This window comes from Roseomonas sp. E05 (genome assembly GCF_030063475.1).
Taxonomy (GTDB): Bacteria; Pseudomonadota; Alphaproteobacteria; order Acetobacterales; family Acetobacteraceae; genus Pseudoroseomonas.
Map to the genome: position 1 here is coordinate 283,198 of NZ_JASIRT010000001.1, position 18,700 is coordinate 301,897.

Consider the following 18,700-nt stretch of genomic DNA (forward strand, 5'->3'; position numbering starts at 1 on the left):
CTCACAGCGACTTCAGGAAGGCTTCGATCTCGGCGGGCGTGCCCACCGTGCCGGCCGCCGCATCCGGCGCCAGCCGCTTCATCAGGCCGGTCAGCACCTTGCCCGAGCCGATCTCGACAAAGCGGTCGCAGCCCAGCTCCAGCATGGTGCCGATGCACTCACGCCAGCGCACCGTGCCAGTCACCTGCCGTACCAGCAACTCACGGATCTCCACCGGATCGGTGGCCTTGGCGGCGGTGACGTTGGCGATCACCGGCACCAGCGGCGGCCGCAGCTCGGCCAAAGCCAGCGCCTCCGCCATGGCATCGGCGGCCGGCGCCATCAAGGCGCAGTGGAAGGGGGCAGAGACCGGCAGCAGCATGGCGCGCCTGATGCCCTGCTCCTTGGCCAGCGCCACCGCCCGCTCCACCGCGCTGCGGTGGCCGGAGATCACCACCTGCCCGCCGCCATTGTCGTTGGCGGCCTCGACCACCTCGGTCTCGCCCTCGCCACCCTCGGCGGCGCGGGCGCAGATCTCCTGCGCCTGGGCCATCTCGGCGCCCAGCAGTGCCGCCATGGCGCCGACGCCGGCCGGCACCGCCTTCTGCATCGCCTCGCCGCGCAGCCGCAGCAGCCGCGCCGCAGTCGGCACGTCGAAGGTCTGCGCCGCCGCCAGCGCGCTGTACTCGCCGAGCGAATGGCCGGCCACCAGCGCCACGCGGCTCTTGAGGTCGAAGCCGCCCTCCTGCTCCAGCACCCGCATCACCGCGAGGCTGACCGCCATCAGCGCAGGCTGGGCATTGGCGGTGAGGGTCAGCTCCTCCGCCGGCCCCTCGAACATCAGGCGAGAGAGATTCTGCTTCAGCGCCTCGTCCACCGCCTCGAACACCTCGCGCGCGGGAGCGAAGGCTGCGGCCAGGTCGCGGCCCATGCCGACAGCCTGGCTGCCCTGGCCGGGGAAGACGAAGGCGATCGGCATGGCGGTGCTGGCTTTCCTTGTGCTTGCGCGGCGGCCCTGTGGTCCGGCCCGCAGGGGTCCTCAGGCCGGACGCTCCCCAATTGCGGGGAATCCTTGTAAAGGCGGGCGGGGTAACGGCGCCTTTCCCTGGTGTCAACGCCCGAGTCCATGCGCCCCGGCAGAATCCCCCTCCGCACGAGCGGCGCTTTCCTCACTGCCGCCCCGCTCCGCACGAAGCTCATGCCTCGCCCGGGAGAATCCTTGCCCTGGCGAAGGATTTGTGGTTTACGCCCCGCTCCCCTGCCGGGCGCGCGAGGCATCGCGCCCGGCTATGCCCGTTTGCGCACGCCGGCATGGGCCGGCGTTGCCTGGGCTGAGACAGCCGCAGGGAGATCCCATGCCGCTTTATGAAACCGTGCTCATCGCACGTAACGACCTGACTCAGCAGCAGGTCGAGTCCATCGGCGACCAGATCAGCAGCATCATCACCGAAGCCGGCGGCGAGGTGAAGAAGCGCGAGTACTGGGGCCTGCGTGGCCTGGCCTACCGCATCAAGAAGAACCGCAAGGGGCACTACATGCTCCTCGGCCTCGACTGCCCCGTGGCGGCCGAGCAGGAGGCCGCGCGCCAGCTCGGCCTGAACGAGGACGTGCTGCGCCACATGACCCTGCGGATCGAGGCGATCGACGAGGCGCCCTCCGCCATCCTGGCCAAGCGCGGCGACGACCGCGAGCGTGACCGCGGCTTCCGCGGCCCCCGCCCGCCCGCCGGCCGTTTCTCGTCCGGCCGCGGCCGTGACCGCAACGACGACCGCGAGGAATATCGCGCCCGCCCGCGCGACGAGTCCGACAACGCCGGCGGCGAGGAGTAATCCCCCATGTCCGAGACCACCGAGCCGAACATCGCCGCCCGCCGCCCCGCCGTGGGCGCCCGCCGGCCCTTCTACCGCCGCCGCAAGTCCTGCCCCTTCTCCGGCCCGAACGCGCCGAAGATCGATTACAAGGACGTGCGCCTGCTCTCCCGCTTCCTGAGCGAGCGCGGCAAGATCGTGCCCTCCCGCATCACCGCCGTGTCGGGGAAGAAGCAGCGCGAGCTGGCCAATGCCATCAAGCGCGCCCGCTTCCTGGCGCTGCTGCCCTACGTCATCAACGACTGACGGGTCGCGGACAGGAACCCGGACGACAGCACGGATCGGCAGAGTGGCCGCGCAGCAGCCCCGTATCGGCCTGATCGACGACCCCCGCCTGCTGGCGGGGGCGGCGGGCGGGCTCGTCTCGGCGCTGGCGGCTCTCTGGGCCTTCCGGGGGCTGCCGGCAGGGCTCGGGCTGTTCTGGCTCTCGCCCCTGCCCCTGTTCCTGGCGGGGCTGGGCTTCGGCAAGCTGGCGCTGGCCATCGCGGTCGGCGCGGGCGGCGCAGCGCTGCTCGCCGTCACCCCCGGCCTGCTGCCGCTGCTGCTCTGGCTCGCGCTCTACGGGGTGCCGGTGCTGCTGCTGGTGGCAGTCGGCCTGCGGCGCGGGCCGCGGATCGACCTCACCGCGCCGATGGCGCTGCTCGGCCTCTGGCCCGCCGGCCTCACCCTGCTCGCCAGCATCCTGGCGGCGGGGCATGGCGGACTGGAGGCGGTGCTGCGAAGCACGGTGGAGCTGGGCCTGGCGCAGATGGAGGCCGAGGTGCCGGCCACCGCGGTGGACCAGATCGTGCGGCTCAACGCGGCCGCGCTGGCGCTGTGGCTGGCCATCGCGCTGGTGGTCAACGCGGCCGCCGCCCAGGGCTTCCTCGGGCGGCGCGGCCTGGCCCTGGCGCCTGCCCCGCGCTGGCGCGAGGCCCGGCTGCCCGCCTGGTATCCGGCGCTGCCGGCCCTGGCGGGCATCGCCTGGCTGCTGACCGGCCCGGAGGATGCGCTGCTGCCGCTGTCGCTCTGCCTCGTGCTCGCGGTGCCGCTGCTGCTGCAGGGGCTGGCCGCGATGCACACGCGGCTGGTGCGGCACAGCGCCCGGCTGCCACTGCTGATCCTGTTCTACGTCCTGATTCTCGTCTTCAGCCTGCCGGGCGCCCTGGTTCTCGTGGTGCTCGGCCTCCTCGAACAGTACGGGCGCCGCAACCCGCCCGCCAACATGTGAGATCGGGGTTACACCGATGATCGAAGTCATCCTGATGCAGCGGGTCGAAAAGCTCGGCCAGATGGGCGAGCTGGTGAAGGTCCGCCCGGGCTTTGCCCGCAACTTCCTGCTCCCCCAGGGCAAGGCGATCCGCGCCAACAAGGAGAACCTCGCCCGCTTCGAGCGCGAGCGCGTCCAGCTTGAGGCGCAGAACCTGAAGCGCCGCGAGGAGGCCGAGCGCGTGGCCGAGCGGATGGACGGCCTCTCCGTCATCATCATCCGCCAGGCCGGCGAGTCGGGCGGCCTCTACGGCTCCGTCTCCGCGCGCGACATCGCCGATGCCTGCAAGGAGGCTGGCCTCACCCTCACCCGCAGCCAGGTCGTCCTGGAGCAGCCGATCAAGACCCTGGGCCTCACCCAGGTGAAGGTGGCGCTGCACCCGGAAGTGGACCTGCCGGTGACGGTGAACGTCGCCCGCTCGCCGGAAGAGGCGGAGAAGCAGGCGCGCGGCGAGGACCTGCAGGCGCAGCAGCAGGCCGAGCAGGAGAGCCTGGAGGCCGAGCTGGCCGCCGAGCTGTCCGAGCTGGGCAGCGCCAGCGAGCAGTAAACCATGCCCGCCGGGCGACCGGCGGCCCCGGCGAACGGACGAAGGGGGAGCGCCCGCAGGGGCGCTCCCCCTTCTTTCATGGAGAATTGTTTAGGCGCCGTTCAGCACCCCTTGACTAGACAGCGTCCCTGACGCGTCGAACCATTGCATGAACTTCTGCATCTGGAGGTTCGGACATGCTGTTCGATCGCGTCCTGTCCCGCATGATCCGGCGCGGGACATTGACGGTCCGCTTCCCGACAGGGACGACTCGCATCTATCGCGGCACTGATGGCCCCACCGCCGGCCTGGAGCTGCGCACCCCGCGGGCCGAGCGCCGGCTGCTGACCAATCCCGGCCTGGCTTTCGGCGAGGGCTACATGGACGGGGAGATCGCCCCCCTGCCCGGCTCCTCGCTGTTCGACATGATGGACCTGTTGGTCATCAACTGGATGGAGCAGGGCCATGTCGGTGAGCGTGTCATGGAGAAGGTCCGCTGGCTGCGTCGTCACGTGGACCAGCTCAACCCCGCCAGCCGCGCCCGCCGCAACGTGGCCCACCACTACGACCTGAACGGCCGCCTCTACGCTCTCTTTCTCGACCGTGACCGGCAGTATTCCTGCGCCTATTTCCCCACCGGCAACGAGACGCTGGAGGAGGCGCAGCTCCTCAAGAAGCGCCACATCGCCGCCAAGCTGCGGCTCGACCGGCCCGACCTGCACGTCCTCGATATCGGCTGCGGCTGGGGCGGCATGGCGCTGCATCTGGCGCGCGAGCACGGCGCCCGCGTGACCGGCATCACCCTCTCCACCGAGCAGCTCGAAGTGGCCCGCAGCCGCGCCGAGGAGGCCGGCCTCTCCGGGCGCGTGACCTTCGAGCTGATGGACTATCGCGACTGGAAGCAGCCGGTGGACCGCATCGTCTCGGTCGGCATGTTCGAGCATGTGGGCATCGACCACTACCGCGCCTTCTTCCGCACCCTCCGCGGCGCGCTGAAGGAGGATGGCGTGGCGCTGATCCACGCCATCGGCCGCTCCGACGGGCCGGGCAGCACCAATCCCTGGATCGCCAAGTACATCTTCCCCGGCGGCTATTCCCCGGCCCTCTCGGAGGTGCTGCCGGCGGTGGAGAAATCCGGCCTCTGGGCGACCGACATCGAGATCCTGCGCCTGCACTACGCGCAGACCCTGGCCCACTGGCGCCGCCGCTTCGCCGCCAACCGCGACGCCATCCAGAGCCTCTATGACGAGCGCTTCTGCCGCATGTTCGAGTTCTACCTGGTGGGCTCCGAGCTGGCCTTCCGCCACATGGGCCACATGAACTGGCAGATCCAGCTCACCCGCAAGGTGGACACCCTCCCCCTCACCCGGGACTACATGCGCGAGGCGGAGCTGAAGACTGCCGCCCAGCAGACGAAGCCGGTGGCGCAGGGCTCCTCCGCCGGGCTGCGGCCCCAGGCCTGACCGGTTGTCCTGACCTGTGGCCGGGAAGGGGCAGGCGAGCCCCTTCCCGCATTCATCCCCGTTATCCACAGCCCTCCCCTCGTCGCGACGGGTCCAGGCGGGCTAAACTGGCGGCATGAACAGCGTACCTCCGCCCGGTGATGGGCTGCTCGGCCTTTCGCAGCGTCATCCTCCCGCGAACCTGCAGGCGGAGCAGGCCCTTCTCGGTGCGCTTCTGGCCAACAACAAGGCCTATGAGCGCGTCTCCGAGTTCCTCGCGCCCGAGCATTTCGCCCATGCCGCGCATGGCCGCATCTTCGCCGCCATCCAGCGGCGAATCGAGGCCGGCCAGCTCGCCGATGCCGTCACGCTGCGCGCCGAGTTCGAGCATTCCGGCGTGCTGGGCGAGGTCGGCGGCGCCGCCTACCTGGCCGAGCTGCTCGGCGCCATGGTCGGCATCATCAATGCCGGCGAATACGGCAAGGTCATCCATGACGCCTGGCTGCGCCGCCAGCTGATCGACCTCGGCGAGACGGTGGTCAACCGCGCCTTCGGCGCCGAGGCCGAGCTGGAGGCCCGGGAACAGCTCGAGGCCGCCGAGCAGGCGCTGTTCGACCTCGCCAAGGATGGCGGCTCCGAAGGCGGCTTCGTCACCTTCGGCCGGGCGCTGACCGAGGCGGTGAGCATGGCCGAGAAGGCCTTCACCAGCGGCGGCGGCGTCTCCGGCCTGCCCTCCGGGCTGCGCGACCTCGATGCCAAGACCGGCGGCCTGCACCCGTCCGACCTCATCATCCTCGCCGGCCGCCCCGGCATGGGCAAGACGGCGCTGGCCACCAAGATCGCCTTCGGCGCCGCCAAGGCCGTGCTGCGCGAGGCCGAGGACGAGCACGGGCCGGGCGCCGTGCCGAAGGGCGGCTGCGCCGTCTTCTCGCTCGAAATGAGCGCCGACCAGCTCGCCACCCGCCTCCTCTCCGAGGAGAGCCGCATCTCGGGCGACCGCATCCGCCGCGGCGAGATCCAGCAGCGCGACTTCGACAAGTTCGTCGAGGTGAGCCGCGAGCTGTCCCGCCTGCCGCTCTACATCGACGACACGCCGGCCATCACCATCTCGGCCATGCGGACCCGCTGCCGCCGCCTCAAGCGCACCCGCGGGCTGAGCCTGATCGTGGTGGACTATCTGCAGCTGATGCGTCCCGCCGCCGGCACCCGGCCGGAGAACCGTGTGCAGGAGATCAGCCAGATCACCCAGGGGCTGAAGGCCATCGCCAAGGAGCTGGCGGTGCCCGTCATCGCCCTCTCGCAGCTCTCCCGCCAGGTGGAGAACCGCGAGGACAAGCGTCCGCAGCTGGCCGATCTGCGCGAATCCGGCTCGATCGAGCAGGACGCCGACATGGTGATGTTCGTCTATCGCGACGACTACTACCTGAAGATGCGCGAGCCGAAGCAGGTGGACTTCGGCGACACGCCTCAGGAGCGGGAGAAGTACCAGGAGGCGCTGTCGAGCTGGCAGACCAAGATGGAGAAGGCCTACAACCGCGCCGACCTGATCGTCGCCAAGCAGCGCCACGGCCCCACCGGCACCATCCCGCTGTTCTTCGAGGCCGAGTTCACCCGCTTCGGCGACCTGGACATCCACCACGCGGAACCCTATGGCCATGAATGACGCCGCGGCCCTGTCGGGCGAGCTGGAGGTCGATCTCGGCGCCATCGTCGCCAACTGGCGCGACCTCGGCGTCCGGCACCCCTCCGGGCCGGTGGCCGGCGTGGTCAAGGCCGATGCCTATGGCCTGGGTGCCGCCCCGGTGGCGCGGGCCCTGGCCGCCGCCGGCTGCCGCCACTTCTTCGTCGCCCAGTTCGCCGAGGGTCTCGCCCTGCGCGAGGCGCTCGGCCATGGCCCGATGATCGCCGTGCTCGGCGGCTTTCCCCCCGGCGCCGATGCGGGCGCCGCCCTCACCCCCGTGCTGAACGCCCCGCGCGACCTCGCCGCCGCCCGCGCGGCGGGCCTGCGCGGCGCCATCCTGCATGTCGATACCGGCATGGAGCGGCTCGGCCTCAACGCCGCCGAGCTGGCGGCGGCGGGCGACCTCTCCGGCCTCGCCCTGCGCTACGTCATGACCCATCTGGCCTGCGCCGACGAGCCCCGCCACCCGCTGAACGTCGCCCAGGCCGCCCGCTTCGCCGCCGCCGGCGCCGCCCTGCCGGGTGTGCCGCGCTCCTTCGCCAATTCGGCCGGCATCTTCCTCGGGCGCGACTTCGCCTCCGACCTCGCCCGCCCCGGCTGCGCGCTCTACGGCATCAATCCGACCCCCGGCCTGTCCAACCCGATGCGGCAGGTGCTGCGCCTCACCATCCCCGTGCTGCAGGTCCGCCAGGTGCCGGCCGGCGTCACCGTCGGCTACGGCGCCACCTGGACCGCCCCGCGCGACAGCCGGATCGCCACCATTGCCGCCGGCTACGCCGATGGCTACCTTCGTGCCCTGTCCGGCCGGGGCATCGCCATCGCCGCCGGTCGCCCCGTGCAACTGGTTGGCCGGATCTCGATGGACCTCATCACCCTGGACGTGACGGACGTGCCGGAGCTGGCCCAGGGCGACCGCGTGGAGCTGATCGGCCCGCAGCAGACCCCGGATGCCGTCGCCGCCCTGGCCGGCACCATCGGCTATGAGATCCTGACTTCCCTCGGCGCCCGCTACCGCAGGCGCTACCTTCCGGCATGAGGCGGCCTTCCTGACTTGCAGCATCTCCTGAACCTCGTCGCCCTGCTCGGGCGGTCCGTGCTGGCGGGCTGCCGGCAGGTGGGCGGCGTCACCCTCTTCGCGCTGGAGGGCCTCTCCCACCTCGTCCGCCCACCCTTCTATCCGCGCCTGCTCGGCCGCGCCTTCGTGGAGATCGCCTATTTCTCGCTGCCGGTGGTGGCGCTGACGGCGGTCTTCACCGGCATGGTGCTGGCGCTGCAGTCCTATTCCGGCTTCTCCCGCTTCGGCGCCGAAAGCGCGATCGCCAATGTCGTGGTGCTCTCCATCACCCGCGAGCTGGGCCCCGTGCTGGCCGGGCTGATGGTGGCCGGCCGCATCGGCGCCGCCTTCGCCGCCGAGATCGGCACCATGCGCGTCACCGACCAGATCGATGCGCTGACCACCCTCTCCACCAACCCGATGAAATACCTGGTGGCCCCGCGCCTCGCCGCCGGCATCGTCGCCATGCCGCTGCTGGTGGTGGTGGCCGACATCCTGGGCGTGATGGGCGGCTGGCTGATCGGCACCACCAAGCTCGGCTTCACCTCCACCTCCTATCTCACCTCCACCCTCAACTTCATGCAGACCGGGGACGTCGTCTCCGGCCTGGTGAAGGCGGCGGTCTTCGGCTTCATCATCGCGCTGATGGGCTGCTGGAGCGGCTATACCAGCCGCGGCGGCGCGCAGGGCGTGGGCGCCGCCACCACCGGTGCGGTGGTCGCCGCCTCCATCCTCATCCTGGCACTGGACTATGTGCTGACCGCGGTGTTCTTCGGCGTATGAGCGGCACCCCGAAAATCCGCCTGCGGGGCCTGAGCAAGAGCTTCAACGGCAAGACCGTGCTGGACGGCGTGGATCTCGACGTCGCGGCCGGCGAGGGCATGGTGATCCTCGGCGGCTCCGGCTCCGGCAAGTCGGTCACCATCAAGTGCATCCTCGGCCTGATCCGGCCGGATGCCGGCACCATCGAGATCGACGGCCGCGACGTGCTGGCCATGTCGCGCCGCGAGCGCGAGGCAATCAACGACCGCATCGGCATGCTGTTCCAGAACGCCGCGCTGTTCGACAGCCTGCCGGTCTGGGAGAATGTCTGCTTCAAGCTGCTGGCGCAGAAGCGCATCACCCGGGCCAAGGCGCGCGACAAGGCGGCCGAGATCCTCGCCCAGGTCGGCCTCGCCGCCAGCGTCGGCGACCTCTCCCCCGCCGAGCTCTCGGGCGGCATGCAGAAGCGCGTCGGCCTCGCCCGCGCCATCGCCGCCGAGCCGGACATCATCTTCTTCGACGAGCCGACCACCGGCCTCGACCCGATCATGGGCGCAGTGATCGATGGCCTGATCGTGGACGTGGTGCAGCGCCTCGGCGCCACCACCGTCTCGATCACGCATGACATGGCCAGTGCCCGCCGCATCGGCACCACGGCGGCGATGATCCACAAGGGCCGCATCATCTGGACCGGCCCCGCCGCCAGCCTGGGCGAGACCGGCAATGCCATGGTGGACCAGTTCGCGCGCGGCGAGCGCGAGGGGCCGATTCAGATGGAGTTGCGGAAGTAGGCCGGAAGGCGCTGCCTCCCCAAGGCTTCACCGGGAACCGGGCAGAACCCGCAGGTTCTGTTCTGCCCCGCCCCTTCTTGCCTGACGGATCGCGAGGTCCGGGGAGGCCGCTGCCTCCCCCACCCCGCCGGAGGGTCCGGGAGGCAGCGCCTCCCAGGCTGCGCCGGCCTCAGTTGATGCGCCGCTGCGGCACCCCCTCGCCCTCGGACGGCACCGCCAGGTTGCGCAGGGCTGAGGCCAGCGCCCCCCGGGTCAGCGGCTTGCGCAGCAGGGCCGTCCGCCCCTGCCCGCCGCCAGTGGCCCAGCCGCCGGGCAGGGCGCCATAGCCGGTGGCGAACACCACCGGCACGCCGCGCCGCACCAGCAGGTCGGCCACCGGGAACACCGCCTGCCCGCGCAGGTTGACGTCCAGCACCGCCGCATCCAGCAGCGCCTCCTCGCCGGCCAGCCGCAGCGCCTCCTGCAGGCTGGCGGCGGGGCCGACGACGGTGAAGCCCAGCGCCTGCAGCTGCGTCTCCAGCTCCAGGGCGACCAGCGGCTCGTCCTCCGCCAGCAGCACGCGGCGCGGTCGCGTCCCAGCGGCGCTCGGCGGCGGCGCCACGGCGGGCGGCGCCTCCTCTGCCGGCCGCGCCGCCGTCCTTGGCGCCACGCGGTCGGCGGCGATGATCATGTCGCAGTGCAGCCCTTCCGGGCGCCATTCGAGGCTGATGCTGCCGCCGAGCTGGCTGCGCACCGTCGCGTCCACCATGCGCAGGCCGAAGCCGCGCCGCCGGGGCTTCTGCACCTCTCCCGCCGCTGTCGTGCTCTGCTCGGTCCACTCCAGCTTCAGGCGGCCATTGGGCAGCATCGTCCAGCGTACCGTGAGCTCGCCCTCCGCCCTCGAAAGGACCCCATGCCGCACGGCATTGGCGGTCAGCTCATGCGACACCATGGCAATCGCCTGCACGGCCTCCGGCGCCAGCCAGATGCCGGCACCGTAGATCACCACGCGCTTGGAGCGGATATAAGGCGAAAGCTCCCCCTCGATCAGCGTGCGCAGGTCGCCACCGCTCCAGTTCTCCCGCGCCAGCAGCGTGTGCGCCCGTGCCAGGGCGCTGACCCGCCCCTCGACAGCGGCGGCGAAATGGGCCGGATCGTCGGTCTGGCTCAGCCGGATGATGGACTGCACCACCGCGAGCACGTTCTTGGCGCGATGATCGACCTCCCGCATCAGCAGAGCCTGCCGCTCCTCCGTGCCGCGCTGCGCGGTGACGTCCTCGCCCGAGGCCACCACCGCCAGCAACCGCCCCGTCGGGTCATGCAGCACGGCATTGCTCCAGGAGACGAGGCGCTCCTCGCCATCGGCCCGCAGCACGAAGGTCTCGTTCCGCAGATGGCACGGCTCGGCCGTGCCCGCCGCCACCCGCATGAAGGCCGTGCGCGCCGTCTCGCGCTGGCGCTCCGGCAGGAACGCACTGAACCAGTCCTGCCCGATCGCCTCCTCCTCGCGGGAGAGGCCGAGCACTTCGATGCCGCGACGGTTGATGCCCTGGATGATGCCATCCGGCCCCAGCACCACCAGCATGACCCCGGCGACGTCGAAATACAGCCGCGTCCGGTCACGTTCGGTGCGCAGGGCCGAGGCCGCGGCCTCGGCCGCCTCGGCCCGCCCGTTGGCCACGGCGCGGCTGCGGATCATCTCGGCCGAGCGGCGCAGGCCCAGGCGCAGGGCCTCGAACTCGGCCACCGGCCCCGGCAGGCTGATCGGCGGCGGCAGCGCGCCCGAGGCCAGCACCTCCGCCTCGAAGGCCAGATCGCGCACCGGCTTCAGCAGGCGCCAGGCCATCAGCAGCGCGATGCCCAGCGCCGCCGCCAGCAGGGCCGCCGCCCAGATGGCCAGCCGTTCGAGCGGCTGCCGCCAGACCGCCTCATAGGCGTCCTGCGGCGCCGTCACCACGGCGGACCAGGGCAGCCGCTCGAGGCGCTGGTAGGCAGCAACGATCGGCCGCCCGCTCAGTGAACTGCCGTTGGCGAGACCGTCCCCGGTGGCCTGCATAGCCTGCTGCAGCCAGTCGGGGGCCAGCAGGCCGACCCGGCGGTCATGGCTGATCGAGCGGGCGATGATCTGGCCGGTCTGTGCATGCACCAGTGCCACGACGGCGCCCGGCTGGACCCCGGCCAGCAGACTGGACAAGCGCGAAGGGTCAACCGCCAGGATCAGCACCCGGCGGGGATCGCTCGCCATGCCTGCCAGCGTGTGCGGCGTCACCTGCGGCGGCGTGATGGGGGCGAAGGCCGCCAGAATGGGGTGCCCCGTCACGCTGCCGACGAAGAGGTCGCTGACGAGGGGCTGTCCGGTGGTCAGCGCCTGCTCGATCCAGCGGAGGCCCTGCGCCTCCGGCAGCTTGGTCCCGAGCGGGTGCAGCGTGTTGAAGATCTGCGTCCCGTCGGGCCTGGCCAGCACCACCCAGCCGCCGAAGGCCCGCCCGACGGCACGGGCCTGTGCGTAGAATTCGGCGATCTCGTCCGGGTTGACCCGCTCCAGCCGCGCCAGGGGAGGCCAGCGCGAGAGGCTGACGACGGCCGCCGAGACCACCTCCAGTTCCCGCTCGACTGCCACGGCCGTGGCGCGGGCGGTGCTGCGCAGCCCCGTCGCAGCCGCTTGCCGGTAGGCGGAGCCGAGCTGCCAGGCCGTCACCCCGCCTGCCAGCAAGGCGGGAATGAGCACCACCAGCGTCAAGGTCAGGAGATAGACGCGCAGGCCCGGCCGCCCGGCGCGGCGCGAAGGCCAGAACGGCCCGCGGGCAGGCTGCCGCGGCCTCTCCGGCGGCGGGTTAGTGGAAGGCATGAAGAAGCTGGCCGTTCGGGAAGGTGCCGCGGAAAGGGTGGAAAGAAAAAATCACTGCGCCTCCCCCGCCTCGCCAGGAGACTGCATGCCGTGCTGGACCACGGCCTCGGCAGGGCAGGCCTGACCCGGGGCGGCTGGCGAGGAATGCTCCATCATCACAAATAAACAACCAAGAGTTGTCGAGACCCGCCTGCGCACACGCATCGCAGCCGGTTTTTCCAGGCCTCGCAAGACCTCATCGCCCGCTCCGTCGCCGCTCACGCGAATTTATCTGCCGCGCTCAACGGTACAGGAACATTTTGCATAATGCCGCACGTGGGGCCAGCCCAGATCCCGCTTGGAAGGCGAATGGCCTGCAGATGTCATCTTGCAGCCTTGCGCAGGCAGGACTCCCTTTCGTCCATGGTTTGTTCCATATAGCGGGCATGGCCAAATCCACCGCCCGCTTCATCTGCCAGAACTGCGGCGCCGTCACCTCCAAGTGGCAGGGACGCTGCGATACCTGCGGCGAATGGAACACCATCACCGAGGAGCAGCCTGAGACCCGCGCCCCCGGCCCGGCGGGCAAGGCCGGCGGCGGCCGCCGCATCGAGTTCGTCGGCCTGAAGGGCCGTGCCGCCCCGCCGCCGCGCACCGCCACGGGCATGGCGGAGCTGGACCGCGTGCTCGGCGGCGGCTTCGTCCCTGGCTCGGTGGTGCTGGTCGGCGGCGATCCGGGCATCGGCAAGTCCACCATCCTGCTGCAGGCCGCTGCGCGCATCGCCGCCGCCGGCCGCCGCGTGCTCTACATCTCGGGCGAGGAATCGATCGACCAGGTGCGGCTGCGCGCCCTGCGACTCGGCCTCACCAACAGCCCGCTCGGCCTCGCCGCCGCCACCTCGCTGCGCGACATCGCCGCCTCGCTGGAGGAGGAGCGGGAGGCCACCCTGGTCATCATCGACTCGATCCAGACCGTCTGGCTGGACAGCCTGGAGGCCGCCCCCGGCACGGTCAGCCAGGTGCGCGCCTGCGCCGCCGAGCTGACCCGGCTGGCCAAGACGCGCAACTTCGCCGTGGTGCTGGTCGGCCATGTGACCAAGGAAGGCACCCTGGCCGGCCCCCGCGTGCTGGAGCACATGGTGGACGCCACCCTCTACTTCGAAGGCGACCGCGGCCACCAGTTCCGCATCCTGCGCGCCGTGAAGAACCGCTTCGGCGCCACCGACGAGATCGGCGTCTTCGAGATGACCGACCAGGGCCTGGTCGAGGTCGCCAACCCCTCCGCCCTGTTCCTGGCCGAACGGCGCGGCAACATTTCCGGCAGCGCCGTCTTCGCCGGCATGGAGGGAACGCGGCCGGTCCTGGTCGAGATCCAGGCCCTGCTCTCCCCTTCCACCTCCGGCGGCTCGCCGCGCCGGCAGGTGGTGGGCTGGGATTCCGGCCGGCTGGCCATGCTGATGGCCGTGCTGGAGTCGCGCTGCCGGGTCAGCCTCGGGCAGAACGACGTCTACCTGAACATCGCCGGGGGCTTGCGCATCACCGAGCCGGCCGCCGACCTCGCCGTCGCCGCCGCCCTGGTCTCCGCCGCCACCGACCGCCCCACCAGCCCGGACACGGTGTTCTTCGGCGAGGTCGGCCTCTCCGGCGAGGTGCGGCAGGTGGCGCAGACCGACAACCGCCTGCGGGAGGCGGCCAAGCTCGGCTTCGCCAGCGCCACCTTGCCGCGCCGCGTGGCGCGCGGCGGCCGCGCCGCCTCGGCGCCCGACGGGCTGCAGGTTGCCGAGATCGGCCATCTGGCGGATCTGGTCGCCGCCCTGGCCGCCGCCCCCCCGGCGAAACGCGCGAAGGCAAAAGCGGCCGACGCCGCCGAGTAGCGCGCGCCCCACGTGACTCCGCCCTGCCGCTTGGCTATAGCCTGCGCCCGATGACCTGGGTGGACGGCATTGTCCTCGCGGTGCTCGCCCTTTCGGCGCTCATCGCCTTTTCCCGCGGCCTGGTGCGCGAGGTGCTGGGCGTCGGCGCCTGGGCGGGCGCCGTGGTCTTCGCTCTCTATCTCTTCCCCGCCGCGGTTCCGCTGCTGGCCAGCTATGTGCAGCCGCCCTGGCTGGCCCAGCTGATCGCCATCGCCCTCTGCTTCGTCCTCGCCCTGATGGTGCTGAAGCTGCTCATCGCCTGGTTCGCCGGAATGGTCCGGGCCTCGGTGCTCGGAGGGCTGGACCGCGCTCTCGGCATGCTGTTCGGCCTCGCGCGGGGTGCTTTTCTCGTCCTGCTCGCCTATATCGTGGGCGGGCTGTTTCTTCCCTCGGTGGAGCGCTGGCCGGAGCCGGTGCGCGAGGCGCGGAGCCTGCCCGTGGTGGCGGATGCGGCGGCCTGGCTTGTGGCGCAGCTTCCGCCGGAGTATCGCCCGCGACTTCCAGATCTGCCCCGCAGCGACATGCCCAGCATGGACGAGTTGCTGCGCCCCCCGGCGCGAGGCCGGTGATGAGGATGCCGATGCAGCCCCTGCCCTCCACGCAACCCTGGGACGAAGACGACGGCTTCCACGAGGAGTGCGGCGTGTTCGGCGTCTGGAACGCCACCGACGCCGCCGCGCTGACGGCGCTCGGCCTGCACGCGCTGCAGCACCGTGGCCAGGAAGCCTCCGGCATCGTCGCCCTCTCCGAGCCAAGCAACTTCAATGCGCATCGCGGCCTCGGCCTGGTGGGTGACATCTTCGGCGACGCCAAGGTGATGGCCAGCCTGAAGGGGCGCTGCGCCGTCGGCCACAACCGCTACGCCACGACCGGCGAGACGGCGCTGCGCAACGTCCAGCCGCTTTTCGCCGACTTCGAGTTCGGCGGCCTCGCCGTGGCGCATAACGGCAACCTGACCAACGCGGCGCAGCTCAAGCGCGCCCTGGTCCGCCGCGGCTGCCTGTTCCAGAGCACCACCGATTCCGAGGTCTTCGTCCACCTCATCGCCATCAGCCTCTACAGCAACGTGGTGGACCGGCTGATCGACGCGCTGAAGCAGGTGCAGGGCGCCTACTCGCTCGTCGCGCTGCACGACGGCGCGCTGATCGGCGCGCGCGACCCGCTCGGCGTCCGCCCGCTGGTGCTCGGCCGCCTCGGTGCCGGCGAGGGCGGCGCCTACGTCCTGGCCAGCGAGACCTGCGCGCTCGACATCGTCGGCGCCGAGTTCGTGCGCGACGTCGAGGCGGGCGAGATCGTCATCATCAACAATGACGGGCTGCGCAGCATCAAGCCCTTCGGCCGCAGCCAGAGCCGCTTCTGCATCTTCGAGTACATCTACTTCGCCCGCCCCGATTCGGTGGTCGAGGGCACGCCGGTCTACGAGACGCGCAAGCGCATCGGCAGCGAGCTGGCGCGCGAGAGCCATGTGGCGGCGGATGTGGTGGTGCCGGTGCCGGATTCCGGCGTGCCCGCCGCCATGGGCTATGCCAGCGAGGCCGGCATCCCCTTCGAGCTGGGCATCATCCGCAACCACTATGTCGGCCGCACCTTCATCGAGCCGACCGACCAGATCCGCCATCTCGGCGTGAAGCTGAAGCACAGCGCCAACCGCCCGATGATCGAGGGCCGCCGCGTCATCCTGGTGGACGACTCGATCGTCCGCGGCACCACCTCCAAGAAGATCGTGGAGATGGTGCGCCAGGCCGGCGCCAAGGAGGTGCACATGCGCATCTCTTCCCCGCCGACGACGCATTCCTGCTTCTACGGCATCGACACGCCGGAGCGGGAGAAGCTGCTCGCCGCCAACCATGACGTGGCGGAGATGGCGCAGATCATCGGCGCCGACAGTCTCGCCTTCATCTCGCTCGACGGCATGTACCGCGCCCTTGGCCGCCCGGGCCGCGACGCCGCCAATCCCGGCTATTGCGACGCCTGCTTCACCGGCGACTACGCCATCCCGCTGACCGACCTGACCGGCCACCCCGAGCGCGCCCCCGCCCTGCTGGCGGCGAACGGCCAGTGACGGAAGCGCCGCTGCAGGGGCGGATCGCCCTCGTCACCGGCGCCAGCCGCGGCATCGGCGCCGCGCTGGCGGTGGAGCTGGCGCGGCGCGGCGCGCATTGCGTGCTGCTGGCCCGCACCCAGGGCGGGCTGGAGGAGACCGACGACGCCATCCGTGCGATCGGCGCCACCACCACCCTCCTGCCTTTCGATCTGGTCAAGGACGCCGACAAGATCGATGCCATCGGCCCCTCCCTGGTGGAGCGCTTCGGCCGGCTGGATATCCTGGTGCACAATGCCGGCGCGCTCGGCAGCCTGACCCCGGTGGCGCATATCCAGCCGCGCGACTGGGCCGAGGTGGTGGGGGTCAACCTGACCGCCACCTGGCGCCTGATCCGCACCTGCGACCCGCCGCTGCGCGCCGCCCCGGCGGGCCGGGCGGTCTTCGTGACCACCGGGCGGGTGCGGCGGCCCAAGGCCTTCTGGGGTCCCTACGGCGCCACCAAGGCCGGCATGGAGCATCTGGTGCTGACCTGGGCGCAGGAGGTCGAGAAGACCCCGCTGCGGGTCAACCTCTTCGACCCCGATGTGGTCGCCACCCGGATGCGCGCCAAGGCCATGCCGGGCGAGGACCCGAAGAGCATCGCCCAGCCCGCCGACGTGGCGCCCGCCCTCGCCGCACTCTGCCTGCCGGACGAGACCCGGCATGGCGAGACAGTCGTCTTCCGCGCCTGAAGGGCGTTCAGGGCTCCTGGTAGCCCAGCACCCGCAGGCTCAGCCGGAACTGCGCCGGGTCGCGCGTGAACCAGAGGCCGCCGCGCTGGCGCGAGCCGCGCGGCACGTAATCGAGCCGTACCCGGCTCGCCTCGGCCAGCCGCCCGCCCTCCTCCAGCCGCCCCTCGACCTCCACCGCCGAGGCGGTGGCCTGCGCCCGGTTCACCGCCTCGAAGCGGACCAGATAGCCGCCGCCAGAGGGCTGCACCGCCTCCACCCGCAGATGGACGTCAGGCGGCGCGCTGTCCGCGCCCGGAATCTGCGCCACCACCACCGCGAGCGTCACCAGCACGACGACACCGCCGAGCGTGGCGCAGACCCATTCGAGCGCCGGCTTCCGCACCGCGCCGCGCCTCAGACCACCAGCCGCGCGAGGGCGGCCCCCAGCGAGGCCGGGAAGCCCAGCACCACGGCCATCATCAGCGCCAGTTCCGGCGCGGTGCCGTCGGTGCGGCCGAAGGTCCAGAGCACATAGATGCTGAGCAGCAGGGAGAGCGCGTAGCCGGCGAGCGTATAGGTGAAGAAGGTGGTCCAGAAACCCTCCCCCTTCGGCCATCGCTCCTGTCCGGCGAAGCCCACCGTATAGACCAGCAGGTGCAGCAGCAGGATCGAGACCCCCGCCAGCCCCAGAATCTGCATCGGGCTCATCTTGAAGGTGATGAGGATCATCTCCTCCGTCGGCGCCACGTTGAAGGCCAGGAACAACGCCCCCGCCGCCATCAGGAAGAGCTGCGCCGGATAGCCCGCCCGGTCCTGCTTGCCGGCCCCCGCGGCATCGCCGAACTGCTTGCGCGCCGCCACCGCGCCGATCCCCGCCGGCACCGCCTGGATCGCCACCATCCCGATGATGCCGCGCCAGCCCATCTCGCCGGTCAGGATGCCGAGCAGCCACAGCACCGCCAGGCTGCCGAGGAAGCCCACCCCGAAGGCTGCCAGCCCGTCCAGCACGGCGTCCAGCACTCCATCCGAGCGTTCGAAGCCGCTGTAATAGGCAAGCCCGGCCAGCATCCCGAGCCCCAGCAGCAGGAAGAGGAACAGGCGGAGCGGCGCAATGGAGAAGCCGATCCACCACATCTCCATGGTCATCACGAGAGGAAAGGCGAAGATCAGCGCCCCGGCCAGGGCGCGCCCGAGGCCGATCGCATAGCCAAGGTTGGCCGCCCTCTCGGTTCCCGTCGCCGCTTCCGCCATTCGTCGCGCCGCCCCTCATTCCTGGAGAGAACCCCGGCCGTGGCGCAGCGTTTCCCTCCCAGCAGTCTCCGGGCGGGCGGCTTGCGCGGTGCTCACTCCTCCCCTGTCAGGTCGCGCCGCATCAGCGCGAGGGTGCCGGCCCCGTGCGGCAACCGCTCCACGACGTCCCAGCCGGCGCGGGCGTAAAGCCCTTCCGCATCGCCCGTGTAGAGCCAGATCGCCGCGCTTCCCGCCTGCCGCGCCGCCGCCTCCACCCGGGCGATCAGCCGCCGCGCATGGCCCTGCCCGCGTACGGCGGGCAGGACGAAGAGCCCGGCCAGCCAGGGCGTCAGTTCCGGAAAAGCCGCCAGATCGCCCGCGACAAGGCTTGCGGTCGCCACCGGCTCTCCGCCCGCGAGCAGCACGAAGGCCTGCGGCGGGCCGGATCGCGCCACCGAGGCCTCCACCGCCGCCCGGGTTTCCGCCAGTCCGTGCCCGGCCTCGCGCCAGAAGGCCTCCCAGAGCCAGCCGGCGACCAGCGGCGCCAGGTCCGGCCGCTCGGCGATGGTGGTGATCTCGATCCCGACGGACATGCGCTCCCCTCTGCCGGTGCGGAGCCCCCCTCCGCGCGCGGCAAGGGGTCCG

At 71.4% G+C, this 18,700-nt stretch carries 18 protein-coding genes; 13 read left to right on the forward strand and 5 right to left on the reverse strand.

All coding sequences use genetic code 11. From position 1 onward, the window contains the following. Nucleotide 1 precedes the first annotated feature (1 nt). Complete coding sequence (fabD, locus tag QMO56_RS01405) at nucleotides 2–958, reverse strand: ACP S-malonyltransferase (RefSeq protein ID WP_283523234.1); 957 nt, start codon at nucleotides 956–958, stop codon at nucleotides 2–4. A 376-nt stretch (nucleotides 959–1,334) separates the two neighbouring features. On the opposite strand from fabD, the gene rpsF reads away from it, so the two are divergent. From rpsF to QMO56_RS01450, 9 genes are all read left to right on the forward strand, one after another. Further along, entirely contained in the window at nucleotides 1,335–1,808 is a 474-nt protein-coding gene (gene rpsF, locus QMO56_RS01410; RefSeq protein WP_283523235.1) for a 30S ribosomal protein S6, read from the forward strand. Nucleotides 1,809–1,814: 6 nt separating this feature from the next. Next, a complete protein-coding gene (gene rpsR, locus QMO56_RS01415) occupies nucleotides 1,815–2,093 on the forward strand; it encodes a 30S ribosomal protein S18 (RefSeq protein WP_283523236.1) in 279 nt (92 codons plus the stop codon). Nucleotides 2,094–2,136: 43 nt separating this feature from the next. Continuing rightward, complete coding sequence (locus QMO56_RS01420) at nucleotides 2,137–3,057, forward strand: DUF2232 domain-containing protein (protein WP_283523237.1); 921 nt, start codon at nucleotides 2,137–2,139, stop codon at nucleotides 3,055–3,057. 16 nt (nucleotides 3,058–3,073) lie between these two features. After that, on the forward strand, nucleotides 3,074–3,643 hold the full coding sequence (rplI, locus tag QMO56_RS01425; RefSeq protein WP_283523238.1) for a 50S ribosomal protein L9: 570 nt from the start codon (nucleotides 3,074–3,076) through the stop codon (nucleotides 3,641–3,643). A gap of 176 nt (nucleotides 3,644–3,819) precedes the next feature. Then, nucleotides 3,820–5,085, forward strand: coding sequence for a cyclopropane-fatty-acyl-phospholipid synthase family protein (locus QMO56_RS01430; protein ID WP_283523239.1), 1,266 nt, complete (start codon nucleotides 3,820–3,822; stop codon nucleotides 5,083–5,085). A gap of 115 nt (nucleotides 5,086–5,200) precedes the next feature. Beyond that, on the forward strand, nucleotides 5,201–6,727 hold the full coding sequence (locus QMO56_RS01435) for a replicative DNA helicase (RefSeq protein WP_283523240.1): 1,527 nt from the start codon (nucleotides 5,201–5,203) through the stop codon (nucleotides 6,725–6,727). Then, nucleotides 6,720–7,781 carry an alanine racemase gene (alr, locus tag QMO56_RS01440; protein WP_283523241.1) on the forward strand — a complete coding sequence of 354 codons (1,062 nt, stop codon included), beginning with the start codon at nucleotides 6,720–6,722 and terminating at the stop codon, nucleotides 7,779–7,781. Before QMO56_RS01435 ends, alr begins: the two co-directional genes overlap by 8 nt. A 15-nt stretch (nucleotides 7,782–7,796) precedes the next feature. Then, entirely contained in the window at nucleotides 7,797–8,582 is a 786-nt protein-coding gene (locus tag QMO56_RS01445) for an ABC transporter permease (protein WP_283523242.1), read from the forward strand. Further along, nucleotides 8,579–9,352, forward strand: a complete 774-nt coding sequence (locus QMO56_RS01450; protein ID WP_283523243.1) for an ABC transporter ATP-binding protein — start codon at nucleotides 8,579–8,581, stop codon at nucleotides 9,350–9,352. The genes QMO56_RS01445 and QMO56_RS01450 overlap by 4 nt, the downstream gene beginning before the upstream one ends. A gap of 169 nt (nucleotides 9,353–9,521) precedes the next feature. On the opposite strand, the gene QMO56_RS01455 is transcribed toward QMO56_RS01450, so the two are convergent. Beyond that, nucleotides 9,522–12,179: an HWE histidine kinase domain-containing protein gene (locus tag QMO56_RS01455; RefSeq protein WP_283523244.1), complete on the reverse strand. Its 2,658-nt coding sequence runs from the start codon at nucleotides 12,177–12,179 to the stop codon at nucleotides 9,522–9,524. 425 nt (nucleotides 12,180–12,604) lie between these two features. Between QMO56_RS01455 and radA the strand changes: the two genes are divergently transcribed. Genes radA through QMO56_RS01475 form a run of 4 tightly spaced genes read left to right on the forward strand, consistent with a single transcriptional unit; the run spans nucleotide 12,605 to nucleotide 16,846 of the window. Continuing rightward, the gene (gene radA / locus QMO56_RS01460; protein ID WP_283523245.1) at nucleotides 12,605–14,032 is read left to right on the forward strand and encodes a DNA repair protein RadA; all 1,428 of its coding nucleotides are present in this window, start codon (nucleotides 12,605–12,607) and stop codon (nucleotides 14,030–14,032) included. A gap of 50 nt (nucleotides 14,033–14,082) precedes the next feature. Continuing rightward, nucleotides 14,083–14,640, forward strand: a complete 558-nt coding sequence (locus tag QMO56_RS01465; RefSeq protein WP_283523246.1) for a CvpA family protein — start codon at nucleotides 14,083–14,085, stop codon at nucleotides 14,638–14,640. Between the two features lie 5 nt (nucleotides 14,641–14,645). Continuing rightward, nucleotides 14,646–16,133: an amidophosphoribosyltransferase gene (gene purF, locus QMO56_RS01470; protein ID WP_283523247.1), complete on the forward strand. Its 1,488-nt coding sequence runs from the start codon at nucleotides 14,646–14,648 to the stop codon at nucleotides 16,131–16,133. Further along, nucleotides 16,130–16,846 (forward strand): SDR family NAD(P)-dependent oxidoreductase, encoded by a 717-nt coding sequence (locus tag QMO56_RS01475; RefSeq protein ID WP_283523248.1) that lies wholly within the window; start codon nucleotides 16,130–16,132, stop codon nucleotides 16,844–16,846. The genes purF and QMO56_RS01475 overlap by 4 nt, the downstream gene beginning before the upstream one ends. A 7-nt stretch (nucleotides 16,847–16,853) precedes the next feature. Here QMO56_RS01475 and QMO56_RS01480 read toward each other — a convergent pair whose 3' ends face one another. The 3 genes from QMO56_RS01480 to QMO56_RS01490 all read right to left on the reverse strand — a co-directional run bounded on the left by QMO56_RS01480 (nucleotide 16,854) and on the right by QMO56_RS01490 (nucleotide 18,648). Beyond that, nucleotides 16,854–17,228, reverse strand: a complete 375-nt coding sequence (locus QMO56_RS01480; protein WP_283523249.1) for a hypothetical protein — start codon at nucleotides 17,226–17,228, stop codon at nucleotides 16,854–16,856. Between the two features lie 11 nt (nucleotides 17,229–17,239). After that, on the reverse strand, nucleotides 17,240–18,076 hold the full coding sequence (locus tag QMO56_RS01485) for a TIGR02587 family membrane protein (RefSeq protein WP_283523250.1): 837 nt from the start codon (nucleotides 18,074–18,076) through the stop codon (nucleotides 17,240–17,242). A 92-nt stretch (nucleotides 18,077–18,168) separates the two neighbouring features. After that, nucleotides 18,169–18,648: a GNAT family N-acetyltransferase gene (locus QMO56_RS01490; protein WP_283523251.1), complete on the reverse strand. Its 480-nt coding sequence runs from the start codon at nucleotides 18,646–18,648 to the stop codon at nucleotides 18,169–18,171. Nucleotides 18,649–18,700: the final 52 nt, after the last annotated feature.

Excerpts from the sequence above, each read along its gene's own strand:
- fabD (WP_283523234.1), bottom strand. The coding sequence starts at position 958 with ATGCCGATCGCCTTCGTCTTCCCCGGCCAGGGCAGCCAGGCTGTCGGC.
- rpsF (WP_283523235.1), top strand. The coding sequence starts at position 1,335 with ATGCCGCTTTATGAAACCGTGCTCATCGCACGTAACGACCTGACTCAG.
- rpsR (WP_283523236.1), top strand. The coding sequence starts at position 1,815 with ATGTCCGAGACCACCGAGCCGAACATCGCCGCCCGCCGCCCCGCCGTG.
- rplI (WP_283523238.1), top strand. The coding sequence starts at position 3,074 with ATGATCGAAGTCATCCTGATGCAGCGGGTCGAAAAGCTCGGCCAGATG.
- QMO56_RS01430 (WP_283523239.1), top strand. The coding sequence starts at position 3,820 with ATGCTGTTCGATCGCGTCCTGTCCCGCATGATCCGGCGCGGGACATTG.
- QMO56_RS01435 (WP_283523240.1), top strand. The coding sequence starts at position 5,201 with ATGAACAGCGTACCTCCGCCCGGTGATGGGCTGCTCGGCCTTTCGCAG.
- alr (WP_283523241.1), top strand. The coding sequence starts at position 6,720 with ATGAATGACGCCGCGGCCCTGTCGGGCGAGCTGGAGGTCGATCTCGGC.
- QMO56_RS01450 (WP_283523243.1), top strand. The coding sequence starts at position 8,579 with ATGAGCGGCACCCCGAAAATCCGCCTGCGGGGCCTGAGCAAGAGCTTC.
- QMO56_RS01455 (WP_283523244.1), bottom strand. The coding sequence starts at position 12,179 with ATGCCTTCCACTAACCCGCCGCCGGAGAGGCCGCGGCAGCCTGCCCGC.
- radA (WP_283523245.1), top strand. The coding sequence starts at position 12,605 with ATGGCCAAATCCACCGCCCGCTTCATCTGCCAGAACTGCGGCGCCGTC.
- QMO56_RS01465 (WP_283523246.1), top strand. The coding sequence starts at position 14,083 with ATGACCTGGGTGGACGGCATTGTCCTCGCGGTGCTCGCCCTTTCGGCG.
- purF (WP_283523247.1), top strand. The coding sequence starts at position 14,646 with ATGCCGATGCAGCCCCTGCCCTCCACGCAACCCTGGGACGAAGACGAC.
- QMO56_RS01485 (WP_283523250.1), bottom strand. The coding sequence starts at position 18,076 with ATGGCGGAAGCGGCGACGGGAACCGAGAGGGCGGCCAACCTTGGCTAT.
- QMO56_RS01490 (WP_283523251.1), bottom strand. The coding sequence starts at position 18,648 with ATGTCCGTCGGGATCGAGATCACCACCATCGCCGAGCGGCCGGACCTG.